We start from the raw sequence: 19,684 nt of genomic DNA, 5'->3' as shown, positions 1-19,684 counted from the left end.
ATGTCATTGCTGCGTCAGGCTGGCCAGCAACGCGGCTGTTTCACTGTCGACCTGGCCATCGTAGCGCACTGGCCGGTACTTCATCTGGAAGGCCGCCAGCACGTTGCGCGTCTGCTCGTCGAACTCGCCGCTAAAGGCAATGCTGTAGCCCACTTCAGCCAGCTGCTGCTGGAACCACAGGGCATCGGGCAGGCGCTGAGCGAACCCGGGTTGCAGGGCGGCCACCTGGTGGGCGTCCGGCCAGCGGATCAGACCAGCATCGGCCAGACGCTTCCACGGAAACAGCGGACCGGGATCGACCTTGCGCTGCGGGGCAATGTCGCTGTGGCCGATGATGCTGTCGATAGGCAGATGATGGCGCAGCACGATGTCCTTGAGCAGAGCAATCAGCGCACTGATCTGCGCCTCGCTGTAGGGCTGCCACTGGCGCCCATCAGCCCCGTCGCGATAACCCTCGTTGACCAGTTCGATGCCGATGCTGCTGGCGTTCAGCCAGGTGCGCCCGCGCCACTGACTGTCACCGGCATGCCAGGCGCGGCGGTCTTCGTCCACCAGTTGGTAGACGGTGGCCGGTGCCGCATCGATCAGGTAATGGCTGCTGACGCTGCCCTGGGTGAGCAGCTGCAGCGAGCGCTCGACACCCGTTGAGGTGTAGTGCACCACCACATACTGCACGCGGCTGCTGTGATTGGCGGAAGGGTGCTCGCGATTGATCTTCAGGCCGCCGGCACAACCGGCCAGCAGCAGGCACAGACTCAGGGACAGCAGGAAACGGCTCATGGGGTGATATGCAGGATGCTCTGTAGGTTATCCAGCAGCATATCGACACTGAGCATGATCAGCAGCATCCCGGTCAGGCGCTCCACCGCATTCAGCCCGCGCGCGCCCAGCCATTTGTGCAGACGGGTGGCCTGCGAGAGGATCAGCGCCGTGCCGGCCCAGGCCAGCAGGACCGCCGCATACAGCTCCCACAGCGGGCCGTCGTGGGTATTGCGCAGGGTCATCAGCAGCGCCAGCGCCGAAGGGCCGGCCACCGCCGGAGTGGCCAGCGGCACCAGCAGCGGCTCACCGTCTGGCACCTCGCCGAGCAGCCCCTGGGGCGAGGGAAAGATCAGGCGCAGGGCAATGATGAAGAGGATGATGCCGCCGGCGATGGCGATCGACTCGCGCGACAAACCCAGGCCCTTGAGCAGCCATTCGCCGAAGGTGAGAAACAGCAGGAGCAAGCCGAGGGCGAACAGCAGTTCGCGCAGCGCCACGCGCAGGCGGCGCTCGGGCGCCACCCCTTTGAGTGCGGCGAGGAAGATGGCGATGTTGCCGAAGGGGTCGGTGACCAGAAAGATCAGTACGGCGATGCCGAGAATATCCATGGTGCGGTTCCTGAAGAGCGCAGCGTCTGAAGCGCAATGACTGCAGTGTAGGGCCTCGGGCAAACGTGACGAAACGCCGATTTCCGACCTAAACCACCGGCAAATGCGACCAACGGCCAGCGCCGGGTGCCCGCGGACCTTTCGCCCCGGCCTGGTCAGTTTATGCTCAAGGTATCGCTACCCCGCCGAGGGTCTGGTCATGCTCCGTTCGCTGCTGTGGTTCAAACAGGATTTGCGCCTTGATGATCACCCGGCGCTGCAGGCCGCCGAGGCGGCCGACGAGCTGCTCGCCGTGTATGTCCTCGACCCGCAGCTGTTCGAGGCCAGCGCCCTGGGCCCACGCCGCCTCGGCGTGCACCGCACGCGCTTTCTCCTCGAGTCGCTGACCACCCTCGACCATGGTCTACGTCAGCTCGGCTCGCGCCTGCTGGTGCTCCAGGGGCAGGCCGAGCAGCTGATCCCCGAACTGGTCCAGCGCCTGCAGCTCGACGAGGTGCTGACCCTTGAGGAAATTGCCCCGGAAGAGCGCCAGCAGGTCCAGCGTGTGCGTCAGCAGCTGGGGCAGGTCAGCCTGCGCGAGCTGCCCGGCAACCACCTGCTCAGCCGCGAGCAGCTGCCCTGCCTGGTCGCCCAGTTGCCCTCGATGTTCAGCCAGTTCCGCCAGTTGCTGGAAGAACGCGTGCTGGTGTTCCAGCCCCGGCCGCTGCCTGCCCGCCTGCCGATGCCACCCCAGGGCAGCGCCCAGCTTTTCGGGCCCTTGCCGACACTCAACCAGCTCGGCCTCGGCGAGCCAGTACCGGTTGCCAACAGCGCCTTTCCCTTTGCCGGTGGCGAAAGTGCGGCGCAGGCACGCCTGCGCGACTACCTGTGGGTCAGCCAGAATGTGCGTACTTATCAGGAGACGCGCAACGGCCTGATCGGCAGCGAATACTCCAGCAAGCTGTCGCCCTGGCTGGCCAATGGCAGTCTGTCGCCACGTCGGGTGATGGCCGAGCTGCGCCGCCACGAGAGCCGCTATGGGCGCAACGAGTCGACCCTGGCGCTGACCGATGAGCTGTACTGGCGTGAGTTTTTCCGCTGGACGCTGGTGCGCCATGGCAGCGCCCTGTTCCAGGCGGGCGGGCTGAAAGCCACCGTTCTGGCACCGCAACAGGTCGACCAGCGCTACCAGCAATGGTGCCAGGGGCGTACGGGGATGCCGCTGGTGGATGCCAACATGCGCGAGCTGGCGGCCACCGGCTTCATGTCCAACCGCGGGCGTCAGATCGTCGCCAGCTACCTGATCAACGATCTGCAGCAGGACTGGCGACATGGTGCCGCCTGGTTCGAGGAACACCTGCTGGATTACGACCCGGCCAGCAACTGGGGCAACTGGGCCTACCTGGCCGGTGTCGGTAGCGACCCACGTCGCCAGCGCCTGTTCAACGCCTTGCGTCAGGCCCGCCAGTACGACCCGCAGGCCGACTACATCAGTCTGTGGCTACCGGAGCTGCGCAGCGTACCGCAGCACCTGCGGCACACGCCCTTCCTGCTCTCCGGACTGCAACTGGATGCCCTGCGCTACCCGCGCCTGGAGCAGGTGCCGGACAGCTGGAAACCCTATCTGCCGGTCGCCGCCTGAGTCTTAGCCAGCGGCGCGAATGATGCGATTGCGGCCGCTGCCCTTGGCCTGGTACAGCGCCTGATCGGCGCGTTCGAAGGCCTGCTCCAGGCTGTCGCCACTGGTAAATCCGGTCAGGCCGCCGGAGAGGGTGATGACCAGACGCTCACCCTTGAAGTGGAACGGACAGGCCTCAATGGCCGCACGCAGGGTTTCCAGCAACTGCTCCGCGCCCTCCAGGGGGGTGGCCGGCAGCAGCACGACGAATTCCTCGCCCCCGAAACGGGCAATGAAGTCGGTCTTGCGCAGGCGCTTGGCCAGCTCCTGCGCGATGATTTTCAGCACCCGATCGCCGGCCAGGTGACCGTAGTTGTCGTTGATGCGCTTGAACAGGTCGACATCCAGCACCGCCAGTTGCAGCTCGCCGCCATAACGCTGCCAGCGCGCGACCTCCAGTGCCGAGCGCTCGTTCCAGGCGGCGCGGTTGGGCAGGCCGGTCAGCGGGTCGACCAGAGCTTTCTGGCGCTGCTCCTCGATGCTGTCGCGGAAGCTCTGCGCTTCCTGCTCCATCTCGTTGACCCGCGCCACCAGCGTCTGCAGGCGATCGACCATTTCCTGTTCGCGACTGTCGCGCTGCTCTTGGAAAGCGCTGACCGTACTCAGCAGGCCCTCCAGGCGACTGTCCACAGTGCGCTTGAGGCTCTCCAGATCGGTCGCTTCCTGCACACTGGTCTGCAGACCGCTGACCTGCTGGCGTAGCTCGTCGCTAAAGGCCTTGGCGCTGTCCAGCGACTCCTGGTAGCCGGTGTGGGTTTCACTGATGCTGCCGATGAAGGCGGCCAGGCGCTCATTGAGCTGCTTGAGGTAATGGGCAAACTCCTTCTGCCCGCTATTGCTGGCCGCCAGCACCAGCACGGCCAGGTCATCCAGTACGGGCACCAGCTCGTACCAGTTGAGCCCGCTCTGCAGGCGCTCGCGCAGCTGATCGCCCTGCTCGGTATGCGCCGGTGGCAACTCCAGCTCACCGAGTAGGCTGAGCAGACTGGCGGCGATATGCTCGGCCACCTGGCTGTAGCCGGGCTCATCGGCCACCGGCAGGGCATATTCATCACCCGCTGCGATCACCGGCGCCATTTCTGTTGACCGCGCTGCCATCGACTCAGGCAACGGCGCGGCCGGCTCGGGCAGTGCATCCTCTGTCCGAGTCTCCGCCACAGCCATTGCATCAGCCCGTATCGGTACATTCGGTGCAGCTGGCGCCTCGCCGGATTCACCGCGCCCGCCAAACAGGCGCTGCAACAGACCCGGGCGCTCACTCTCGGAGGATCCCAGTACGCTCAGAGCCTGCTGCTGCAGGCGGCTCAGCTCACCCAGCAGCGCCGGCAACTCACGTGGGTTGCCGGCACGTTCCTCGATCTGCTTGCTGAATTTTTTCAGGGGTTTACGCACTTCGCCCGGCAACTCGAGCTTCAGCAGTTGCTGGGTCAACCCCTCGATGGCATTGGCGTTCTGCTCAACGCGCTCCTGGCGGCGCTGCTCGGAATCCAGCACGGCTTTTTCCAAACGCGGAATCAGCGCCGAAAGCCCTGCATCGATATCGTCGCGACGAAGGATCTCGCGCAGCTCGACCATGCACTGGTCCACCGCCTTGTCCACGCCTTCAGCCGCCAGGGAGCTGCGCACCAGGCCGCGGCGCAGCAGGTCGAGGCGGGCATCCCAACGGCGCTCGAGCTTTTCCTGCTGTTCCAGGCTTTCCAGGTACTTGGCTTTCCAGCGTTGCTCGTCGCTCATACCGCCACTCCGCGCTATCTCAGCCCTTGAGCATAGTCGGCAAGCACTCGACCAGGCCAGTCGGCAGACGTATGTCCACGGCCACGGGCAGGTGGTCGGAGATCGCCTGATCGAGCACTTCGACCCGTTCCAGAGTCAGGCCGGAGCTCAGCAGGATGTGATCCAGGCAGCGCTGCGGCTGCCAGCTGGGAAAGGTCGCCTCGACCTGCGGAGCGATCAGGCCGAGTTCGCGCAGCGGCGAATGCTCCAGCAGGTCACCGGCATGGGTGTTCATGTCGCCCATCAGCACCAGATGCCGATAATCCTGCAAATGCTCGCGGATGTAGGCCAGCTGCCGGGTGCGCGTGCGCGCGCCAAGGGCCAGGTGCATGACCACCACCACCAGTGCCTCGGGACCTTCGCCGAACCGCACGAAGATCGCCCCGCGACCGCGCGGGCCAGGCAATGGATGGTCTTCCAGAACGGTTGGGCAGAGGCGGCTGAGCACGCCATTGCTGTGCTGGGCCAGGCGCCCGAGGTTGCGGTTGAGCTGCTGATACCAGTAGGGAAAGTCACCGAGCTGGGCCAGGTGCTCGACCTGATTGATGTAGCCGGAGCGCAGACTGCCACCGTCGGCTTCCTGCAGGGCCACCAGGTCGAAGCCCTGCAGCAACTCGCCGATACGCTGCAGGTTGCCGGCACGCCCGGCATGCGGCAGCAGGTGCTGCCAGCTGCGGGTCAGGTAGTGGTGATAGCGCTGTGTGCTGATCCCGACCTGAATATTGAAGCTAAGCAGGCGCAAGCGCCCATCCGCGGGCAGCTCGCCACCACGCCAGCCCGAATTGACCTGCGTCTGGCAGGTTCCGGCCTGGCGTGGTGACGACCAACGGCGCAGCATGGCGACTTACTGCGCCGCACGTTCCTTGGCAATCAGGTGATCGGCCACTTCCAGAGCCTTCTCCGGGCCGCCCGAGGAGCCGATGTCGAAGCGGTATTTGCCGTTGACGATCAGCACCGGCACACCGGTGATCTGGTAAGCCATGGCCAGCTTCTTGGCTTTCTCGACCTGGCCCTTCACGCCGAAGGAGTTGTAGGTCTTGAGGAATGCGGCCTTGTCCACACCCTGAGTGGCGACAAAGTCGGCCATCTCTTCCGGGGTTGCCAGTTTCTTGCCTTCCTTGTGGATGGCATCGAACACGGCGCTGTGCACCTTGTGCTCGACCTTCATGGCCTCAAGGGTAATGAACATCTGCCCATGGATGTCCCATACACGGCCGAACATGGCCGGTACACGGACGAAATTCACATCTTCCGGCAGCTTGTCAGCCCAGGGATTGAGGGTCGATTCGAACTGATAGCAATGCGGGCAGCCGTACCAGAACAGCTCCACCACTTCGATCTTGCCAGGCTTGGCCACCGGGACCGGGGTGGACAGCTCGACATATTGCTTGCCGGCTTCAATACCCTCGGCCTGAGCAGCAGGGCTGAGCAGGGCAGTGGCAGCGAGCAGGGCAGAGAACATCAGGTTACGCATGCTTGACTCCTTGGCAGATGGTCCGCGACGCGGCGGCAGGGGTTCGACCGGCGGATGCGACGCAGGTTCCGGCATTCTAGCCGGGGCACAAATGAAAAAGGGTGGCCGAAGCCACCCTTTTCCGCAACAACAGTAGCAAGGATCAGTGCAGACCCTGGATGTAGCTGGAGATCGCCTGGATGTCCTTGTTGGACAGTTTGGCGGCTACCGAGCGCATCATCATGCTGTCGCCGTCGTTGGTACGGTTGCCTTCGCGGAAGTCGGTCAGCTGCTTGGCCACATACTGGGCATGCTGGCCACCCAGCTGCGGGAAGCCGGCAGCGTCGTTGCCGGCGCCATTCGGCGAGTGGCAACCGGTACAGGCCGGCATGCCTTCGGCCAGCTTGCCACCGCGGTACAGGGCCTCACCGGCCTTGACCAGTGCCGGATCGGCAGCACCCACACCCATGTTCTGGCTGGCGAAGTAGGCGGCGATATCGGCCATGTCCTGCTCGCTCATGTTGGTCAGCAGACCAGTCATTTCCAGCACGTTGCGGTTGCCGCTCTTGATGTCGTTCATCTGCTTGAGCAGGTAACGCTCACCCTGGCCAGCCAGTTTCGGGAAGTTCGGCGCGGCGCTGTTGCCGTCCGCACCGTGGCAGGCACCACACATGGCGGCTTTGGCCTGGCCAGCTTTGGCATCGCCGGCGGCCTGAGCCAGACCGGTGATACCCAGGGTCAACAGCAGAGTCACGAGTACTTTGTTCATCAGCTAATCCAACTAACGGCTAAGAGTAATAGGGGGTCAGTTTAGTTGCTCATCGACCGGATGACGCTCACGTTCTGACTGGCATAGAAGGCGGCAATATCCGCCAAATCCTGGTCGCTCAACTTGTCGAGCAAACCGGTCATTTCCACCGTTTTGCGCTTGCCGCTCCGCATGTCGGTCAGCTGCTTGAGCAGGTAAGCCTCGCTCTGGCCGGCCAGCGTGGGGAAGGTCGGCGCAGCGGTTTCACCATCCGGGCCATGGCAGGCGGCACACACCGCCGTCTTGGCCAGACCGGCCTTTGCATCACCTTCGGCGTGAACCACGCCGAAGGTGCCCAAGGTCAACAGCAGACTCACAAGCAGTTTGCTCATCGGCATGATCCAGTCCCTCGGAAGCTTGGGTTCGCGCGGATTACTTGCTCATCCACTCGATGGTGGCCTTGTAATCCTCGGCAGTGCAATCCATGCACATGCCACGCGGCGGCATGGCATTGAAGCCGTTGGTCACGTGCTGCACCAGAGTATCCATGCCCTGTTTCAGGCGCGGTTCCCAGGCAGCGGCGTCACCCTTCTTCGGTGCCATCGGCAGTTGACCGTTGTGGCAAACGCCACAGGCGCGGTTGAACACCGCTTCAGGATCCTGCGCGGCCTGAACACCAGCGGACAGCACGAGCATGCTTGCAGCGATAAGCAATTTCTTCATGGTGAAACCTCATCAGAGAGGAAGGGAACGTTCCGCCATTCTAGTCGAGCGGGCTATCTACATCGCTCCCGTGGACACTCAACCCTGCGGGATAAAGCGCACACTAAATCTGCGGCATTATATACTGGCGGGACATAAACGGAAACGAAACCGCCCCCTGCGACTGCGTGTCGCACCAGTGGAAACCCCATGTCCCCGAAGAATCCGATTCTCGGCCTGTGCCAACAGGCCCGCTTTCTCATCAGTGCCGCCAAGGTCGATCAGTGCCCGCCCGACGAGGGCTATGAAGTTGCTTTTGCCGGTCGCTCCAACGCCGGCAAATCCAGTGCGCTGAACACCCTGACCCACGCCAGCCTGGCGCGCACCTCGAAGACCCCGGGGCGCACCCAGCTGCTCAACTTCTTTACCCTCGATGAAGAACGACGCCTGGTCGACCTGCCGGGCTACGGCTACGCCAAGGTGCCGATTCCGCTCAAACAGCACTGGCAACGCCACCTGGAAGCCTACCTGGGCAGCCGCGAAAGCCTGGTCGGCCTGGTGCTGATGATGGACATTCGGCACCCGCTGACCGACTTCGACCGCCTGATGCTCGACTGGGCCCAGGTCAGTCGCCTGCCCGTGCACGTTCTGCTGACCAAGGCCGACAAGTTGGCCTACGGCGCCGCCAAGAATGCTCTGCTCAAGGTACGCCAGGAGGTGCATCAGGGCTGGGGTGATGTCGCCAGCCTGCAGCTGTTCTCGGCTCCCAAGCGCCTTGGCGTGGAGGAAGCCCAGCATGTGCTGGCCAGCTGGCTGGGCCTGCTGGATGAGGAAGAGGAGAGCGAGGAGGCCTGAAGTGGCAAAACGCGTGCCCTAGAGGGCCCGGCAGGTTTTCTGCGGACAAAAAAAACCCCGAGCTTCGGATGGGGAGGGAGAAGTTCGGGGTCTAACTCCGGACCTGATGAGTGGGTCCAGATTCTGCCAACACAATGAGCACAAACTCAGGAGCAATGAAGGTTTCACCAACCATTCACGTACTCTGACCCGGTGTTCAGAAAGATAGTTCCGCTGGCAGAAAATCTCTTTGCGATAACCGCGTAACCACTTATTACCGAAGACGTCTGACCGACCGGAAGCCGGCCAGACCCTGGCGCATCAGTGGGCCTCATCCCAGTTATCGCCCACCCCCGCCTCGACCAGCAGCGGTACGTCCAGTGCCGCGGCGCCGCTCATCAGCGGCAGCAGGCCGGCCTTGAGCGCCTCGACCTGATCCTCGCGCACCTCCAGCACCAGTTCGTCGTGAACCTGCAGGATCACCTTGGCATCCAGCCCACAGGTGCCCAGCCAGCTGTCCACGGCAACCATCGCCCGCTTCATGATGTCGGCCGCAGTCCCCTGCATCGGCGCGTTGATCGCGGTGCGCTCGGCGCCTTTGCGCAGCGCCGGGTTCTTCGCCTGAATATCCGGCAGGTACAGGCGGCGGCCGAAAAGGGTCTCGACATAGCCCTGCTGCGCGGCCTGCTCGCGGGTGCGCTCCATGTAGGCCAGCACGCCGGGATAACGGTGGAAATACACGTCGATGTAAGCCTGCGCCTGCTTGCGGTCGCAGCCGATCTGCTTGGCCAGGCCAAAGGCGCTCATGCCGTAGATCAGGCCGAAGTTGATCGCCTTGGCGCTGCGGCGCTGATCACTGGTCACCTCGTCCTGGGCGACGCCAAACACCTCGGCGGCGGTTGCCTTGTGCACGTCGCGGCCGTGGCGGAAGGCGTCCAGCAGCCCCTCGTCCTGAGCCAGGTGCGCCATGATGCGCAGCTCGATCTGCGAGTAGTCGGCCGCCACCAGCTTGTAGCCCCTGGGCGCGACGAAGGCCTGACGGATGCGCCGGCCTTCGGCGGTGCGGATCGGGATGTTCTGCAGGTTCGGGTCGGACGAGGACAGGCGCCCGGTGGCGGTGACCGCCTGGTGGTAGCTGGTGTGAATGCGTCCGGTGCGCGGATTGATCTGCTCCGGCAGGCGGTCGGTGTAGGTGCTTTTCAGCTTGCTCAGGGAGCGGTACTGCATCAGCACCTTGGGCAGCTCGTAGTCCTGCTCGGCCAGTTCGGCCAGCACCGCTTCGGCGGTCGAGGCCTGGCCGGTGGCAGTCTTGCTGATGATCGGCAAGCCGAGCTTCTCGTAGAGGATCGCGCCGAGCTGTTTGGGCGAACCCAGGTTGAACTCCTCGCCGGCGATGGCGAAGGCCTGGCGCTCCAGTTCGACCAGGCGCTCACCCAGCTCGACACTGTGCTGGCCGAGCAGCTTGGCATCGACCAGCGCGCCCTGGCGTTCGATGCGCGCCAGTACCGGCACCAGCGGCATTTCAATCTCCTGCAGCACCTTGGCCAGCACCGGGGTCTGCTTCAGCTTGGCCCACAGCGTCTGGTGCAGACGCAGGGTCACATCGGCGTCTTCCGCCGCGTAGGGACCGGCCTGCTCCAGGGCGATCTGATCGAAGGTCAGCTGCTTGGCACCCTTGCCGGCGATGTCTTCGAAACGGATGGTGCTGTGATCGAGGTACTTCAGCGCCAGACTGTCCATATCGTGGCGCGTTGCCGTCGAGTCGAGCACATAGGATTCGAGCATGGTGTCAAAGGCCACGCCCTGGACACTGATCGGCGTCGAGGCATTGGCCAGTACGTTGATGTCGTACTTGGCGTGCTGGCCGACCTTGGCCTTGGCCGGGTCTTCGAGAATCGGCTTGAGCGCGCGCAGCACCGCATCGCGATCCAGCTGTGCCGGCACGCCCATGTAGCTGTGCGCGAGCGGCACATAGACGGCCTCGCCAGCGGTGACAGCGAAGGACACGCCAACCACCTGGGCCTGCTGCGGGTCGAGGCTGGTGGTTTCGGTGTCAAAGGCGATCAGCTCGGCCTGCTCCAGCTTCTTCAGCCAGGCATCGAACTGCGCCTGCTCCAGCACGGTTTCGTAGCGGTTTTCCGTCACGGCCACGGGCTCAGCGGCGATTTCAGTCGCGGCCTCAACCATGGCCTCGCCCGACGCAGCGGCAAACAGATCCCCGGCCGGCTGTGGCGCACTCGGCGCCGCAACGGTTCTGCTTTCGCGCGGCAGAGCATCCAGCCAGCTGCGGAACTCCAGCGTGCGGTACAGCTCGGCCAGGGCCGGCGTGTCCTGCTCGCCAGGGTGCAGGCTGTCGATCACGATATTCAGCGCCACATCGGTCTTGATGGTGGCCAGCTCGTAGGACAGGTAGGCCATCTCCTTGTGCTCGGCGAGCTTGGCGCCGAGGGTCTTGGCGCCGCGAATCGGCAGCTCGGCGACCTTGTCGAGGTTGGCATAGAGCACGTCGAGACCGCCGCCCAAACCAACCAGCAGGCCCAGCGCGGTCTTCTCGCCGACGCCTGGCACGCCGGGGATGTTGTCGACCTTGTCGCCCATCAGCGCCAGGTAGTCGATGATCAGTTCCGGGCCGACCCCGAATTTGGCCTTGACCCCTTCGATGTCGTAGACACTGCCGGTCATGGTGTTGACCAAGGTGACGTGCGGGCAGACCAGCTGGGCCATGTCCTTGTCACCGGTGGAAATCACCACATCGCGGCGCTCGCCGGCAGCCTGGCGGGCGAGGGTACCGATCACGTCATCGGCCTCGACACCCTCCACGCACAGCAGCGGATAACCCAGCGCCCTGACTGCCGCATGCAGCGGCTCGATCTGCAGGCGCAGCTCGTCCGGCATCGGCGGGCGGTTGGCCTTGTACTGCTCGAACATGGCATCGCGGAAGGTCGGCCCCTTGGCATCGAAGACCACCGCGAACGGGCTCTTCGGGTACTGCTTGCGCAGGCTTTTCAGCATGTTCAGCACACCCTTCACCGCACCGGTCGGCAGACCGGTGGAGGTGTTCAGCGGCGGCAGGGCGTGGAAGGCGCGGTACAGGTAGGACGAACCGTCGACCAGGACCAGGGGTGCATTTGACATGCTCGGAATCAACCTTTTGCCAGGGGCGGGCGCTAGAATGAACCCACCAACCAGAGAAAGGGACAAGGTTACCATGCGCACACTTCCCCGCCTGATGCTCGCCAGCCTGCTGGCCCTCAGCCCACTGCCCCTGCTGGCCGAGGATGCGCCCAGCGCCGAGCCGGACGTGACCATCCGTCAGGAGGGCGACAAGACCATCCAGGAATACCGGGTGAATGGTTTCCTCTATGCCATCAAGGTGGTGCCCAAGGTCGGCAAGCCGTACTTCCTGGTGCGCTCCGACGGCGCCGACCACTGGATGCGTTCGGACAAGCCGGACATGCTGATTCCTTCCTGGGAAATCTACAGCTGGTAAACGGCCATGTCGGTGTTCACTCCGCTTGAGCGCGCCGAACTGGAGGCCTTCCTCGCTCCCTACGGACTGGGACGCCTGCTGGATTTCCAGGGCATCGCTGCGGGCGTGGAAAACAGCAACTACTTCATCAGCCTGGAGCAGGGCGAGTTCGTCCTGACCCTGATCGAGCGTGGCCCGTTGGCCGACCTGCCGTTCTTCCTGCAACTGCTTGAGCGCCTGCACCAGGCGCAGTTGCCGGTGCCCTTCGCCATCGCCACCGCGCAAGGGGAAACCCTGCGCCAGCTGGCGGAAAAACCGGCCCTGCTGCAGCCGCGCCTGCCCGGCAAGCACGTGGTGCAGCCCAACGCCCAGCACTGCGCAGAGATCGGCCGCTGGCTGGCGCGCCTGCACACGACGACCCAACGCGAGCCGCTGGAGCGGGCCAGTGATCGTGGCCTGGCGTGGATGCTGGAAGAAGGCCCGCTGCAGGCCATGCAGCTGGAAGGCGAGGCGCTGCAGTTACTGCGCCTGGCCCTGGAAGATGCCCGAGAGCTGAGCGCTCATCTGCCGCAGCTGCCACGCGCCAACCTGCATGCCGATCTGTTCCGTGACAACGCGCTGTTCGATGGCAATCACCTGTCTGGAGTGATCGACTTCTACAACGCCTGCTCCGGTCCGATGCTCTACGACCTGGCCATTGCCCTGAATGACTGGTGCCTGGATGAACAGGACGGCCTCGACCCGCACCTGACCCAGGCCCTGCTAGGCGCCTACGCGGCGCTGAGGCCGTTCACCCGCGCCGAGGCCAATGCCTGGCCCCTGATGCTGCGCGTGGCCTGCCTACGCTTCTGGCTGTCGCGACTGATCGCCGCCAGCCAACCGGCGCAACCCGGCGTGCGGATCAAACCGCCGACCGAGTTTCAGCTGCGCCTGCAGCTGCGCCGCGAACAGCCTGCGCCGTCACTGCCACTGGCGCTGTAAATCAGCTCTCCATCTGCCCGGCCGGCGGCAGAGGCGGTGCGTCCTTGGCAGGGGCTTCAGGGGCCTGTTGCGTTTCCGGTTTGAGCAACTCATTGGCCGACTGCTGCGCCTCATCGACGCTCTGGTTGAGCTGCTCGACGGTTTCACTCAGGACTTCACGGGCCTTTTCCTTGGCGACTTCCTCGGTTTGCTCAAGCAGTTGCTGCGCCGACTGCTCAAGCTGGTCGCAGCCACTCAGGGTCAGCAACAGCCCTGCACCAGCGGCGAAGGCCATGAATGATGGGATAGTCCGCATGCTCTGTACTCCGACGATGTTTAACGTGGCGTACATGATCAGCGCAGGTGAAAACGCTGCCTAGCGACAATCTATGAGCAGTTTTTTCAGACGTCAGGGCGCAGGCTGCACGCCGTAATGCCAGCGCGCCCCGGCCGCTTCGGGCGCCGGCCGCAGTTCGGGAAACTCGGCCTTGTCGATCAGCACTTCCAGACGCGCCTGAGCGTTGTACTCGCAGAAGCGCACCCGCAGCAGGGTATCGGCGGGAATGTGCACGCCACGCGCGTCGGTGAGTGCGATGCGCGTGCGATAGTCCTCGAAATCACCGGCACACAGCACATCCAGCGCACCACTCTGCCAGCGCGCCAACCCATACCCCAGCAGCGCCGTGGCGGAGCAGAGCCCCAGCACGACGAAGCCCTTGAGCCATCCCTTGCCCGTCATCATGCGTCCTCAGTCGACTTGCAGACAGCTGGCCAATGTCTCGGCCAGCCCCTCGAGCAACTGCTCGTAACCTTGCGGCCCCGGCGCCACCTCACTGCCCAGTGCATCCAGCTCCGCCAGCTGTACCGGCAGACCTTCGCTGAGGGTCTGCGCCAAGCGTGGTTGCAACGGTGGTTCGCTGAACACGCAACTGGGCCCGGCCGCCTTGAGCTGTTCGCGCATATCCGCCACATGCCGTGCACCCGGCTGGACCTCGCTGCCCAGGCTGAACACACCGGCATGGCGCAGCCCGTAGGCCTGCTCGAAGTAGTCGTAGGTTTCGTGGAAGACGAAGAACGGCTTGCCGGCGAGCGGCGCCAGGCGCTTTTGCAGGCGCTGATCAAGCTGCTTCAGCCGCGCCTCGAACGCTGTCAGGTTGGCCTGGTAGCGCGCCGCATTGGCCGGGTCGATGGCCGCCAGGTCGCTGGCCATGCGCGCGGCAATCAGGCGGGCATTGGCCGGCAGCAGCCACAGGTGCACATCAATGCTGCCGGGGCGGTGATCGTGGTCATGCTCGGCAGGATGCTCATGTTCATCGGCGTGAGCGGCATGCTCCTCGGCGCTTTCGCCGAAGTGCCGCAGAGTCAGTCCCGGCAGGCTCTGCAGCGCCAGGCTCCGGCCTTCGCGGGCGGCCAGTGGCTTGCCCAGAAAACCCTCCAGATCAGGCCCGACCCAATAGAACAGGCTGGCCTCGCGCAGCCGGCGTATGTCCGACGGACGCAGGGCAAAGCGGTGCGGCGAAGCCCCCGGCGGCAGCAGCACGGCGGGCTGACCGACACCCTCCTGCACCGCCGCAGCGATCAGCTGCAGGGGCTTGATGCTGGTGAGCAGCTGAACCTCGGCACGGGCCAGCTGGGAAAGAACGAGACTGCTGCACAGCGCCAGCAGGAGCGCAACGGAACGCATCACGGAGAAGACCACGGCTTGAGCGGAAAAGTAATATAATAACGTTCTGTCACTGTTTCGTCCCGCGCCGTGCACCGCGCAGAGAGAATCCCCATGCTCAAACCCTTTACCGGCAAGGCACCGCTGGCCTGCCGCCCGCATGATCATTCGCACTGTGTCAGCCAGGCACTGGGCACTGCGGAGAATCTTTGCCTGGCCCAGGGCGTGCGCCTGACCGCCCTGCGCAAGCGCGTGCTGGAGTTGGTCTGGCAGAGCCACAAGCCGCTGGGGGCCTACGACATCCTTGCCGTGCTGAGCGAGGAAGATGGCCGCAAGGCCGCGCCGCCCACGGTCTACCGTGCCCTCGATTTCCTCCTCGAACAGGGTCTGGTGCACCGCATCGCCTCGCTCAACGCCTTTATCGGCTGCAACCATCCCGGCGAAGTCCACCAGGGCCAGTTCCTCATCTGCCGCCAGTGTCATGCCGCCGTGGAACTGGAACACAGCGCCATCGACGCCGCAGTCCAGGCCAGCGCCAGCAGCCTCGGCTTCATCGTCGAGGCGCAGACCGTGGAAGTGCTCGGCCTCTGCGCCCAGTGCCGGGAGGCGGCATGAGCGAGCCTCTGATTCGTCTGCAGCAGGTCAGCGTCGGCTTCCGCCAGGAAAGCGTGCTGGAGAATGTGCAGCTGACGGTGAACGCCGGGGAAATCGTCACCCTGATCGGCCCCAATGGTGCCGGCAAGACCACCCTGGTGCGCGCCGTGCTCGGCCTGCTCAAGCCCGACAGCGGCTCGGTCTGGCGCAAGCCCAGGCTGCGCATTGGCTACATGCCGCAGAAGCTGACGGTTGATCCGACCCTGCCGCTGTCGGTACTGCGCTTCCTCCGCCTGGTGCCCGGCGTTGACCGCGCCGCAGCCCTGGCGGCGCTGGCCGAAGTCGGTGCCGAGCAGGTCATCGACAGCCCGCTGCAGAACATCTCCGGAGGGGAACTGCAGCGCGTGCTGCTGGCCCGGGCGCTGCTGCGCGAGCCGGAACTGCTGGTGCTGGACGAACCCGTACAGGGCGTCGATGTGGCCGGCCAGGCCGAGCTGTACCGCCTGATCACCCAGCTGCGCGACCGACATGGCTGCGGCGTACTGATGGTCTCCCACGACCTGCACCTGGTGATGAGCACCACCGACCAGGTGGTGTGCCTGAACCGCCATGTCTGCTGCTCCGGCCATCCCGAGCAGGTCAGTGGCGATCCGGCCTTCGTCGAATTGTTCGGTCAGGACGCCCAGAGCCTGGCGATCTACCACCACCATCATGACCACAGCCACGACCTGCACGGCGCGGTGATCAGCCCTGGCGGGCTGACCATCCACGGCCCGGCGCATGTCCACGGCCCCGACTGCAAACACTGACCATGCCTGATTTTCTGCTCCACGCCCTGCTCGCCGGCCTGGCCCTGGCGCTGGTCGCCGGCCCCCTCGGCTCCTTCGTGGTCTGGCGACGCATGGCCTACTTCGGCGATACCCTGTCGCACTCGGCGCTGCTCGGCGTGGCCCTCGGCCTGCTGCTGGATATCAGCCCGACCCTGGCGGTCACCCTCGGCTGCGTGCTGCTGGCCGTGCTGCTGGTGACCCTGCAACAGCGCCAGCCGCTGGCGTCCGACACCCTGCTGGGTATCCTCGCGCACAGCTCGCTGTCCCTCGGCCTGGTGACCCTGAGCTTCATGCCGGAAGTGCGCATCGACCTGATGAGCTACCTGTTCGGCGACCTGCTGGCGGTCAGCCGCAGCGACCTGTACTGGATTCTTGCCGGCAGCGCCGCCGTACTGGTGGCCCTCGGCCTGCTCTGGCGGCCGCTGCTGGCCATCACCGTGCATGAGGAACTGGCCCGGGTCGAAGGCCTGCCGGTAGCCGCCATCCGTCTCGGCCTGATGCTGCTGATAGCCGTTGTCATCGCCGTGGCCATGAAGATCGTCGGCGTGCTGCTGATCACCTCGCTGCTGATCATTCCGGCCGCCGCGGCGCAGCGCCATGCGCGCACCCCGGAGCAGATGGCCGGCGGCGCCAGCGCCCTCGGCCTGCTGGCGGTGTGTGGCGGACTGTCGCTGTCCTGGTACGAGGACACGCCGGCCGGGCCGTCCATCGTGGTCTGCGCGGCGGCGCTGTTTCTTCTCAGTTTTGTGCTGCCCAAACGGTCAGGTTAAAGTACGCGGCTCGCGCCAGATGCCGGCCGTCTCAGCCAATAATTCAGGCCGTTCACGCCCAATCGCCCCATTCGCCTTATTGCACAGGTTTGTTTCGCCATGCTGTCGCCGCGTCTCCGTCTTCTTGCTCTCGCCCTGGCTAGCCTGCTCGGTCCCGTCAACGGTCTGGCGGACGACTACCCGGAAGCCAACCTGCCGGTCGACCCCGATGTGCAGGCGCTCAAGCAGCTGGAACAGAGCCTGACCCAGGGCCAGATGAGCCAGGCGGAAAGCCAGCTCAATGCGCTCAAGCAGCGCCTGGCCGGCGACACCCGCCTGGAGCAGGCGCAGCGCCAGCTCAGCGACGGTTACCTGAAACAGGGCGAGCAGGCCGCCCGCCAGGGTGATCTGGCCGCCGCTCAACAGGCCGCCCAGCAGGCCCAGCGCCTGTTGCCGAACAACCCCAAGACTGCCGCCCTGCAACAGTCCATCGAGCAGGCCAAGGCCAAACAGGCTGCCCAGCTCGCGGCTGAGCGTCAGGCCGCCGAACAGAAGGCTATCGCCGCTCGCGCCGAACAGGCCCGCCAACAGCAACTGGCCGCCCAGCGTCAGGCTGCCGCCAAGGCCGCGGCCAAGCCACAGGCCCAGCTGATCGACCCCAAGGCCAGCCAGACCCAGATTGCCCTGCCGATGCTCGACACCCAGGACCGCGATGCCCTGCGCGCCCTCATGGACAAGGCCGCCGCCGACGTGGTGACCTTCCGCTGCGCCGTGCAGGTCCAGGTGCGCCAGGCCAAGGACTACCCCTTCGTCGCCGCCCTGCTGTCGGCGCGGGTGAAGAAGCTTGATCCGGCCTTCAAGCTGCAGATCAGCCAGCAACTGGCCGCCGAACAGGAGCCCAGCCTGCAGCTGAGCCCGCAGCCGAAGTCCTGACGCCCATCCAGTCAGGCACAAGACCGGGTCATGCCCGGTCTTGTGCTTTCTGCGGCTAAACTGGAGCAGGTGGTCAGGATTCCGGCCTTTGGTTATAACCATAGAGCCACAAAGTTTTTTCCGACCTAAAGCACCGCAGGTAAACTGCCGCCCGCGCCCAACCGGCGCGTGTACTGCCTGCGCGCAGTGGGTTCCGGCCAATCCCGCCGTCACCTGAAACCCAGACCCAAAAGGTTGATCCGTGATCGAATTCCACCAGGTGCACAAGGCCTATCCGGTGCAGGGCCACACCATCACCGCCCTGCACCCCAGCGACCTGCGCATCGAAACCGGCCAGGTGTTCGGCCTGATCGGCCACTCCGGCGCCGGCAAAAGCACGCTGCTGCGCCTGATCAATCGCCTCGAAGAGCCCAGCGGCGGCCGTATCGTCATCGATGGCGAAGACATCACCGCCCTCGACGCCCAGGGCCTGCGGCGCTTTCGCCAGCAGGTCGGGATGATCTTCCAGCACTTCAACCTGCTCGCCTCGAAAACCGTGGCCGCCAACGTGGCGCTACCGCTGCAGCTGGCCGGTGAACTCGGCAGCAGCGAGATCGCCAGCCGGGTCAGCCAGTTGCTGCAACGCGTGGGTCTCGCCGAGCACGCCCACAAGTACCCGGCGCAACTGTCAGGCGGGCAGAAGCAGCGTGTCGGCATCGCTCGTGCCCTGGCCACCGAACCGAAGATCCTGCTGTGCGACGAAGCCACCAGCGCCCTCGACCCGCAGACCACCGGCCAGGTTCTGCAACTGCTGGCCGAGATCAACCGCGAACTGGGCCTGAGCATCGTGCTGATCACCCACGAGATGGACGTGATCCGCCGTGTCTGCGATCAGGTGGCGGTGATGGATGCCGGCGTCATCGTCGAGCAGGGGCCGGTGGCCCAGGTCTTCCTCCATCCGCAGCATGCGACTACCCAGCGCTTCGTCCGCGAATCCGAGCACGTCGACGAGGGCGAACAGCACGATGATTTTGCCCATGTGAGCGGACGCATCCTGCGCCTGACCTTCCAGGGAGAGGCCACCTACGCCCCGCTGCTGGGCACGGTCGCCCGCGAGACGGGGGTGGACTACAGCATCCTCGCCGGGCGCATCGACCGCATCAAGGACAACCCCTACGGCCAGCTGACCCTGGCCCTTACCGGCGGTGACATCGACGCTGCGCTGGCGCGCTTCCGGGCGGCCGACGTGCATCTGGAGGTGCTGCGATGAGCGAATCCCTGCTCGCCACCTGGCTGCCCAATGTCGACTGGCAGGAGATCGGCTACGCCAGTCTCGACACCCTCAACATGCTCGGCGGTTCGCTGCTGTTCACCGTGCTGCTCGGCCTGCCGCTGGGCGTGCTGCTGTTCCTCACCGGGCCACGCCAGCTGTTTGAACAGAAAGCGCTGTACGGCCTGCTGTCGCTGCTAGTCAACGTGCTGCGCTCGGTGCCGTTCGTGATCCTGCTGATCCTGATGATCCCGCTGACCGTACTGATCACCGGCACCTCGCTGGGCGTGGCCGGTGCCATTCCACCGCTGGTGGTCGGCGCCACGCCATTCTTCGCCCGGCTGGTGGAAACCGCCCTGCGCGAGGTCGACCGCGGCATCATCGAGGCGCTGCAGGCCATGGGCGCCAGCACCCTGCAGATCATCACCCGTGCACTGCTGCCCGAAGCCCTGCCGGGGCTGATTGCTGCCATCACCGTCACCGCCATCACCCTGGTGTCCTACACCGCCATGAGCGGCCTGATCGGCGGCGGCGGCCTCGGCGACCTGGCCGTGCGCTACGGCTACCAGCGCTACCAGCCGGATGTCATGGCCGTGACCGTGATTCTCCTGCTGGTCCTGGTGCAGGTCCTGCAAACCGCCGGCGACAAGCTGGTGGTGCACTTTTCCCGCAAGTAATCCCGAGAACAGCGGGCAACCGG

21 protein-coding genes and 1 pseudogene are annotated in these 19,684 nt (G+C 65.0%); 10 read left to right on the top strand and 12 right to left on the bottom strand.

The features are described from left to right. Positions 1–3: 3 nt before the first annotated feature. Positions 4–780: an N-acetylmuramoyl-L-alanine amidase gene (locus HNP49_RS04735; RefSeq protein ID WP_184681024.1), complete on the bottom strand. Its 777-nt coding sequence runs from the start codon at positions 778–780 to the stop codon at positions 4–6. After that, the gene (locus HNP49_RS04730) at positions 777–1,370 is read right to left on the bottom strand and encodes a MarC family protein (protein ID WP_095941003.1); all 594 of its coding nucleotides are present in this window, start codon (positions 1,368–1,370) and stop codon (positions 777–779) included. Before HNP49_RS04730 ends, HNP49_RS04735 begins: the two co-directional genes overlap by 4 nt. A gap of 199 nt (positions 1,371–1,569) precedes the next feature. Between HNP49_RS04730 and HNP49_RS04725 the strand changes: the two genes are divergently transcribed. Beyond that, a complete protein-coding gene (locus tag HNP49_RS04725) occupies positions 1,570–2,991 on the top strand; it encodes a DASH family cryptochrome (RefSeq protein ID WP_184681022.1) in 1,422 nt (473 codons plus the stop codon). Positions 2,992–2,994: 3 nt separating this feature from the next. Here HNP49_RS04725 and HNP49_RS04720 read toward each other — a convergent pair whose 3' ends face one another. The 6 genes and pseudogenes from HNP49_RS04720 to HNP49_RS04695 all read right to left on the bottom strand — a co-directional run bounded on the left by HNP49_RS04720 (position 2,995) and on the right by HNP49_RS04695 (position 7,724). After that, positions 2,995–4,761: a GGDEF domain-containing protein gene (locus tag HNP49_RS04720; protein WP_184681020.1), complete on the bottom strand. Its 1,767-nt coding sequence runs from the start codon at positions 4,759–4,761 to the stop codon at positions 2,995–2,997. A gap of 19 nt (positions 4,762–4,780) precedes the next feature. Continuing rightward, positions 4,781–5,638 (bottom strand): endonuclease/exonuclease/phosphatase family protein, encoded by an 858-nt coding sequence (locus HNP49_RS04715; protein ID WP_184681018.1) that lies wholly within the window; start codon positions 5,636–5,638, stop codon positions 4,781–4,783. Positions 5,639–5,644: 6 nt separating this feature from the next. Continuing rightward, the gene (locus HNP49_RS04710; protein ID WP_184681016.1) at positions 5,645–6,274 is read right to left on the bottom strand and encodes a thiol:disulfide interchange protein DsbA/DsbL; all 630 of its coding nucleotides are present in this window, start codon (positions 6,272–6,274) and stop codon (positions 5,645–5,647) included. A 142-nt stretch (positions 6,275–6,416) separates the two neighbouring features. After that, positions 6,417–7,022, bottom strand: a complete 606-nt coding sequence (locus tag HNP49_RS04705) for a cytochrome c (RefSeq protein WP_184681014.1) — start codon at positions 7,020–7,022, stop codon at positions 6,417–6,419. A gap of 62 nt (positions 7,023–7,084) precedes the next feature. Then, positions 7,085–7,393: pseudogene (locus tag HNP49_RS04700) on the bottom strand (c-type cytochrome); the annotation flags it as partial. Between the two features lie 40 nt (positions 7,394–7,433). After that, the gene (locus HNP49_RS04695; RefSeq protein WP_184681010.1) at positions 7,434–7,724 is read right to left on the bottom strand and encodes a cytochrome c5 family protein; all 291 of its coding nucleotides are present in this window, start codon (positions 7,722–7,724) and stop codon (positions 7,434–7,436) included. A 189-nt stretch (positions 7,725–7,913) separates the two neighbouring features. Here HNP49_RS04695 and yihA point away from each other — a divergent pair, with 189 nt between their 5' ends. After that, a complete protein-coding gene (gene yihA / locus HNP49_RS04690) occupies positions 7,914–8,558 on the top strand; it encodes a ribosome biogenesis GTP-binding protein YihA/YsxC (RefSeq protein ID WP_184681009.1) in 645 nt (214 codons plus the stop codon). A 300-nt stretch (positions 8,559–8,858) separates the two neighbouring features. Here yihA and polA read toward each other — a convergent pair whose 3' ends face one another. Next, positions 8,859–11,672, bottom strand: a complete 2,814-nt coding sequence (gene polA / locus HNP49_RS04685) for a DNA polymerase I (protein ID WP_184681008.1) — start codon at positions 11,670–11,672, stop codon at positions 8,859–8,861. A gap of 73 nt (positions 11,673–11,745) precedes the next feature. On the opposite strand from polA, the gene HNP49_RS04680 reads away from it, so the two are divergent. After that, a complete protein-coding gene (locus HNP49_RS04680; RefSeq protein ID WP_184681007.1) occupies positions 11,746–12,027 on the top strand; it encodes a DUF2782 domain-containing protein in 282 nt (93 codons plus the stop codon). 6 nt (positions 12,028–12,033) lie between these two features. Beyond that, positions 12,034–12,987 carry a homoserine kinase gene (locus HNP49_RS04675; RefSeq protein WP_184681006.1) on the top strand — a complete coding sequence of 318 codons (954 nt, stop codon included), beginning with the start codon at positions 12,034–12,036 and terminating at the stop codon, positions 12,985–12,987. Position 12,988: 1 nt separating this feature from the next. Here HNP49_RS04675 and HNP49_RS04670 read toward each other — a convergent pair whose 3' ends face one another. The 3 genes from HNP49_RS04670 to znuA form a co-directional block, all read right to left on the bottom strand. Next, positions 12,989–13,282: a hypothetical protein gene (locus HNP49_RS04670; RefSeq protein WP_184681005.1), complete on the bottom strand. Its 294-nt coding sequence runs from the start codon at positions 13,280–13,282 to the stop codon at positions 12,989–12,991. Positions 13,283–13,375: 93 nt separating this feature from the next. Next, positions 13,376–13,705, bottom strand: a complete 330-nt coding sequence (locus tag HNP49_RS04665; protein ID WP_184681004.1) for a hypothetical protein — start codon at positions 13,703–13,705, stop codon at positions 13,376–13,378. A 9-nt stretch (positions 13,706–13,714) separates the two neighbouring features. After that, complete coding sequence (znuA, locus tag HNP49_RS04660; protein ID WP_260407076.1) at positions 13,715–14,650, bottom strand: zinc ABC transporter substrate-binding protein ZnuA; 936 nt, start codon at positions 14,648–14,650, stop codon at positions 13,715–13,717. Positions 14,651–14,743: 93 nt separating this feature from the next. On the opposite strand from znuA, the gene HNP49_RS18610 reads away from it, so the two are divergent. The 6 genes from HNP49_RS18610 (at position 14,744) to HNP49_RS04635 (ending at position 19,661) form a co-directional block, all read left to right on the top strand. After that, positions 14,744–15,244, top strand: coding sequence for a Fur family transcriptional regulator (locus HNP49_RS18610; protein WP_260407043.1), 501 nt, complete (start codon positions 14,744–14,746; stop codon positions 15,242–15,244). Beyond that, positions 15,241–16,032 (top strand): zinc ABC transporter ATP-binding protein ZnuC, encoded by a 792-nt coding sequence (gene znuC / locus HNP49_RS04655; RefSeq protein ID WP_184681003.1) that lies wholly within the window; start codon positions 15,241–15,243, stop codon positions 16,030–16,032. Before HNP49_RS18610 ends, znuC begins: the two co-directional genes overlap by 4 nt. Before the next feature lie 2 nt (positions 16,033–16,034). Further along, a complete protein-coding gene (znuB, locus tag HNP49_RS04650; protein ID WP_184681002.1) occupies positions 16,035–16,823 on the top strand; it encodes a zinc ABC transporter permease subunit ZnuB in 789 nt (262 codons plus the stop codon). Between the two features lie 99 nt (positions 16,824–16,922). Continuing rightward, the gene (locus HNP49_RS04645; RefSeq protein WP_184681000.1) at positions 16,923–17,735 is read left to right on the top strand and encodes a hypothetical protein; all 813 of its coding nucleotides are present in this window, start codon (positions 16,923–16,925) and stop codon (positions 17,733–17,735) included. 241 nt (positions 17,736–17,976) lie between these two features. Then, positions 17,977–18,984: a methionine ABC transporter ATP-binding protein gene (locus HNP49_RS04640; RefSeq protein ID WP_184680998.1), complete on the top strand. Its 1,008-nt coding sequence runs from the start codon at positions 17,977–17,979 to the stop codon at positions 18,982–18,984. Beyond that, positions 18,981–19,661, top strand: a complete 681-nt coding sequence (locus tag HNP49_RS04635) for a methionine ABC transporter permease (protein WP_184680996.1) — start codon at positions 18,981–18,983, stop codon at positions 19,659–19,661. The genes HNP49_RS04640 and HNP49_RS04635 overlap by 4 nt, the downstream gene beginning before the upstream one ends. Positions 19,662–19,684 lie beyond the last annotated feature (23 nt).

Source organism: Pseudomonas fluvialis (assembly GCF_014207935.1).
GTDB classification, from domain to species: Bacteria; Pseudomonadota; Gammaproteobacteria; order Pseudomonadales; family Pseudomonadaceae; genus Aquipseudomonas; species Aquipseudomonas fluvialis_A.
The sequence above is the reverse complement of the archived record's forward strand: the minus strand, read 5'-3'. Positions and strand labels throughout refer to the sequence as shown.

Coding starts and splice junctions, on each gene's coding strand:
- HNP49_RS04675 (WP_184681006.1), top strand. CDS start 12,034: ATGTCGGTGTTCACTCCGCTTGAGCGCGCCGAACTGGAGGCCTTCCTC.
- HNP49_RS04670 (WP_184681005.1), bottom strand. CDS start 13,282: ATGCGGACTATCCCATCATTCATGGCCTTCGCCGCTGGTGCAGGGCTG.
- znuA (WP_260407076.1), bottom strand. CDS start 14,650: ATGCGTTCCGTTGCGCTCCTGCTGGCGCTGTGCAGCAGTCTCGTTCTT.
- HNP49_RS04645 (WP_184681000.1), top strand. CDS start 16,923: ATGCTGTCGCCGCGTCTCCGTCTTCTTGCTCTCGCCCTGGCTAGCCTG.
- polA (WP_184681008.1), bottom strand. CDS start 11,672: ATGTCAAATGCACCCCTGGTCCTGGTCGACGGTTCGTCCTACCTGTAC.
- znuB (WP_184681002.1), top strand. CDS start 16,035: ATGCCTGATTTTCTGCTCCACGCCCTGCTCGCCGGCCTGGCCCTGGCG.
- HNP49_RS04730 (WP_095941003.1), bottom strand. CDS start 1,370: ATGGATATTCTCGGCATCGCCGTACTGATCTTTCTGGTCACCGACCCC.
- HNP49_RS04695 (WP_184681010.1), bottom strand. CDS start 7,724: ATGAAGAAATTGCTTATCGCTGCAAGCATGCTCGTGCTGTCCGCTGGT.
- HNP49_RS04715 (WP_184681018.1), bottom strand. CDS start 5,638: ATGCTGCGCCGTTGGTCGTCACCACGCCAGGCCGGAACCTGCCAGACG.
- HNP49_RS04680 (WP_184681007.1), top strand. CDS start 11,746: ATGCGCACACTTCCCCGCCTGATGCTCGCCAGCCTGCTGGCCCTCAGC.
- HNP49_RS04705 (WP_184681014.1), bottom strand. CDS start 7,022: ATGAACAAAGTACTCGTGACTCTGCTGTTGACCCTGGGTATCACCGGT.
- znuC (WP_184681003.1), top strand. CDS start 15,241: ATGAGCGAGCCTCTGATTCGTCTGCAGCAGGTCAGCGTCGGCTTCCGC.
- HNP49_RS04725 (WP_184681022.1), top strand. CDS start 1,570: ATGCTCCGTTCGCTGCTGTGGTTCAAACAGGATTTGCGCCTTGATGAT.
- HNP49_RS04635 (WP_184680996.1), top strand. CDS start 18,981: ATGAGCGAATCCCTGCTCGCCACCTGGCTGCCCAATGTCGACTGGCAG.
- yihA (WP_184681009.1), top strand. CDS start 7,914: ATGTCCCCGAAGAATCCGATTCTCGGCCTGTGCCAACAGGCCCGCTTT.
- HNP49_RS04720 (WP_184681020.1), bottom strand. CDS start 4,761: ATGAGCGACGAGCAACGCTGGAAAGCCAAGTACCTGGAAAGCCTGGAA.
- HNP49_RS18610 (WP_260407043.1), top strand. CDS start 14,744: ATGCTCAAACCCTTTACCGGCAAGGCACCGCTGGCCTGCCGCCCGCAT.
- HNP49_RS04735 (WP_184681024.1), bottom strand. CDS start 780: ATGAGCCGTTTCCTGCTGTCCCTGAGTCTGTGCCTGCTGCTGGCCGGT.
- HNP49_RS04665 (WP_184681004.1), bottom strand. CDS start 13,705: ATGACGGGCAAGGGATGGCTCAAGGGCTTCGTCGTGCTGGGGCTCTGC.
- HNP49_RS04710 (WP_184681016.1), bottom strand. CDS start 6,274: ATGCGTAACCTGATGTTCTCTGCCCTGCTCGCTGCCACTGCCCTGCTC.